This window comes from Nocardioides sp. P5_C9_2 (assembly GCF_054049555.1).
The window spans coordinates 1-2,311 of record NZ_JBFUMD010000557.1 but is presented as its reverse complement, the minus strand read 5'-3'; the positions used below and the strand labels follow the sequence as shown (position 1 = coordinate 2,311).

General features: G+C 72.4%; 4 protein-coding genes. 3 read left to right on the top strand and 1 reads right to left on the bottom strand.

Annotation, left to right across the window (positions count from 1 at the left end):
• The 3 genes from ACXJKL_RS19575 to ACXJKL_RS19565 all read left to right on the top strand — a co-directional run.
• Window positions 1-485, top strand: a 485-nt coding sequence (locus tag ACXJKL_RS19575) for a DUF222 domain-containing protein (protein ID WP_457208669.1), incomplete at its 5' end; no start/stop codon positions are given.
• Between the two features lie 69 nt (window positions 486-554).
• Window positions 555-881 carry an ArsR/SmtB family transcription factor gene (locus ACXJKL_RS19570; RefSeq protein WP_457208668.1) on the top strand — a complete coding sequence of 109 codons (327 nt, stop codon included), beginning with the start codon at window positions 555-557 and terminating at the stop codon, window positions 879-881.
• A complete protein-coding gene (locus ACXJKL_RS19565; protein WP_457208667.1) occupies window positions 878-1,402 on the top strand; it encodes an SRPBCC domain-containing protein in 525 nt (174 codons plus the stop codon). Before ACXJKL_RS19570 ends, ACXJKL_RS19565 begins: the two co-directional genes overlap by 4 nt.
• Window positions 1,403-1,409: 7 nt before the next feature.
• Here ACXJKL_RS19565 and ACXJKL_RS19560 read toward each other — a convergent pair.
• Window positions 1,410-2,311: saccharopine dehydrogenase family protein (locus ACXJKL_RS19560; protein ID WP_457208666.1), on the bottom strand; the 902-nt coding region annotated here is incomplete at its 5' end.

Below are 2,311 nucleotides of genomic sequence, written 5' to 3'. Positions count from 1 at the left end.
CGTTCTGCGCGTTGCTCGAGCACCTCGACCCCACCCGGCTCCCGGTCCACGGCGGCACCGCCACCAGCGTGATCATCACGATGGACCTCGAAGCACTGAAGACCGGACTCGGAGTCGCCACCACCAGCACCGGTGACCGGATCACCGCAGCCGAAGCCCGCCGCCTCGCCTGCACCGCGAAGATCATCCCCGCCGTCCTCGGCGGGACGTCCGAGATCCTCGACCTCGGCCGCTCCCAACGCCTGTATCAGGCCGCCCAGCGCAGGGCCATGGGCCTGCGCGACGGCGGCTGCCGCGCCGAAGGCTGCGACATCCCCGCCGCCTGGTGCGACGCACACCACCTCACCCCCTGGTCCCAGGGCGGCAACACCGACCTCGAAGACGGCGTACTCCTCTGCTCCCACCATCACCACCGCGCCCACGACGACCGCTACCTCCACGACCGACTCCCCAACGGCGACCTCCGATTCCACCGACGCCGATAGACGGGCCGCAGGTCGTTCGATCGGCTGTGTACCTTGACGGGTACGTAACTGAGACGGTACAAACAAGTTGTGGAAGCGGTCCTGAAGGCACTCGCCGACGACAGTCGCCGCACGATGCTGGAAGCGCTGGCCGGCGGTCCGGCCACCGCCGGAGAGCTGGCCGCGCTCCTGCCGATCGCGCGTCCGGGTGTCTCGCGGCACCTGCGGGTGCTGCGGGAGGCGGGTCTGGTGGAGGTCCGCCAGGACGCACAACGGCGCGTCTACAGCCTGCGTCCGCAGCCACTCACCGAGATCGACGACTGGCTGGACCGGAACCTGGCGCTGTGGGAACAGCGTCTCGATGCCCTGCACACCGAGATAGCTCGCGGCAAGCGCGACCGAAGGAGCACCCGATGACCTCCCAGACACCACCCAGCACACCACCCCGCAGCGTCCGCAGCCTGCGGGCAGCAGGCGGCACGGGGATCGTCCATCTCGAGGAGCGCTTCGAGACCGACGTCGACGACCTCTGGTCGGCGCTCACCGACCCCGAGCGGCTCTCGCGATGGCTCGGCGACGTCGAGGGCGACCTCCGCGTGGGCGGCGAGTTCCGGGCGCACTGGTTCGCCAGCGGGTGGGAGGGCACCTGTCACGTGGAGGCGTGCGAGCCTCCGCACCGCCTGCTGGTCCGGACCCAGAGCCCCGACGAGCCGGCCGGTGTCGTCGAGGTGACCCTGACCTCCGCCGGCGACCACACCGTGCTGGTCATCGAGGACCGCGGCGTGCCCCTGGAGCAGATCGCCGCCTACGGAGCGGGCGACCAGGTGCACGTCGAGGACCTCGTCGCCTACCTCGCCGGTCGCGGGCCGTGCGACGCGAGAGCCCGCTGGCAGGAGCTTCACCCCACCTTCCAGGCGCTGGCCGACGACCTCACCTAGCCCCGGGTCAGAGCGTCTCGAACCTCAGCCCGCCGGCCTGGACGCGCGCCAGCAGGTTCTCCCCCATCGCCTGTGCGGTCGTGACCTGGCCGGAGGTGGGCGGGTTCTCGTCGTASGCCAGGCACAGCGCCGACTCGGCGAGCATCATCGACGTCTCGGTGTAACCGGGGTCGCCGCCCGAGACGCGGGTGTGCACGGTGCGTCCGCCACCGTGGCCGACGAAGTCGACGGTGAACCACGACGCGTCGCGACGCGACTCGTCCGGCCCCTCCCCCTGCGCGACCGTGCCGAGCACCAGCCTTCGCAGCGGACCGACCTGGGCGGCCAGGACCAGCGCGCCGACCCCGACCGCGCCGCCGGCGGCGTACCGGAGCGTCCTGGTCCCGGCGTAGTGGGAGTAGCGGAACTCGGGACCGTACGCCGCGAGCGCCGCACCGCTGCGGGCGACGACGATCGGGTCGATGGTCGGCAGGGGCAGCAGCCAGTAGCCGAGCACCGGGTCCTTGTGCGGCCTGCCGGAGACGGCGCGCGACGTGCACCCACCGGCCGGCCGCCCCTCGGCCCGGCGCCGGGCGCCGTACACCTCCCTCATCCGGCGCAGGCCGGCGAACTGCTCGAGGGCGGAGTGGATGGTGCCGCCGGACGCCATCCCGCCGGAGCGGACGACACCGCGCAACGTGATCGGGGCGTCGGACGGGAGCTGCTGCACCGTCCAGAGCGCGCCGAGGTCGTGCGGGATGGAGTCGAAGCCGCACGCGTGCACGAGTCGCGCGCCGCTGCGGACCGCGGCCCGGTGGTGGCGCAGGTACATGCGGTCGACGAACTCCGGCTCCCCGGTGAGGTCCACGTAGTCGGTTCCGGCGTCGGCGCAGGCGGCGACGAGCGGCTCGCCGTACGCGAGGTACGGAC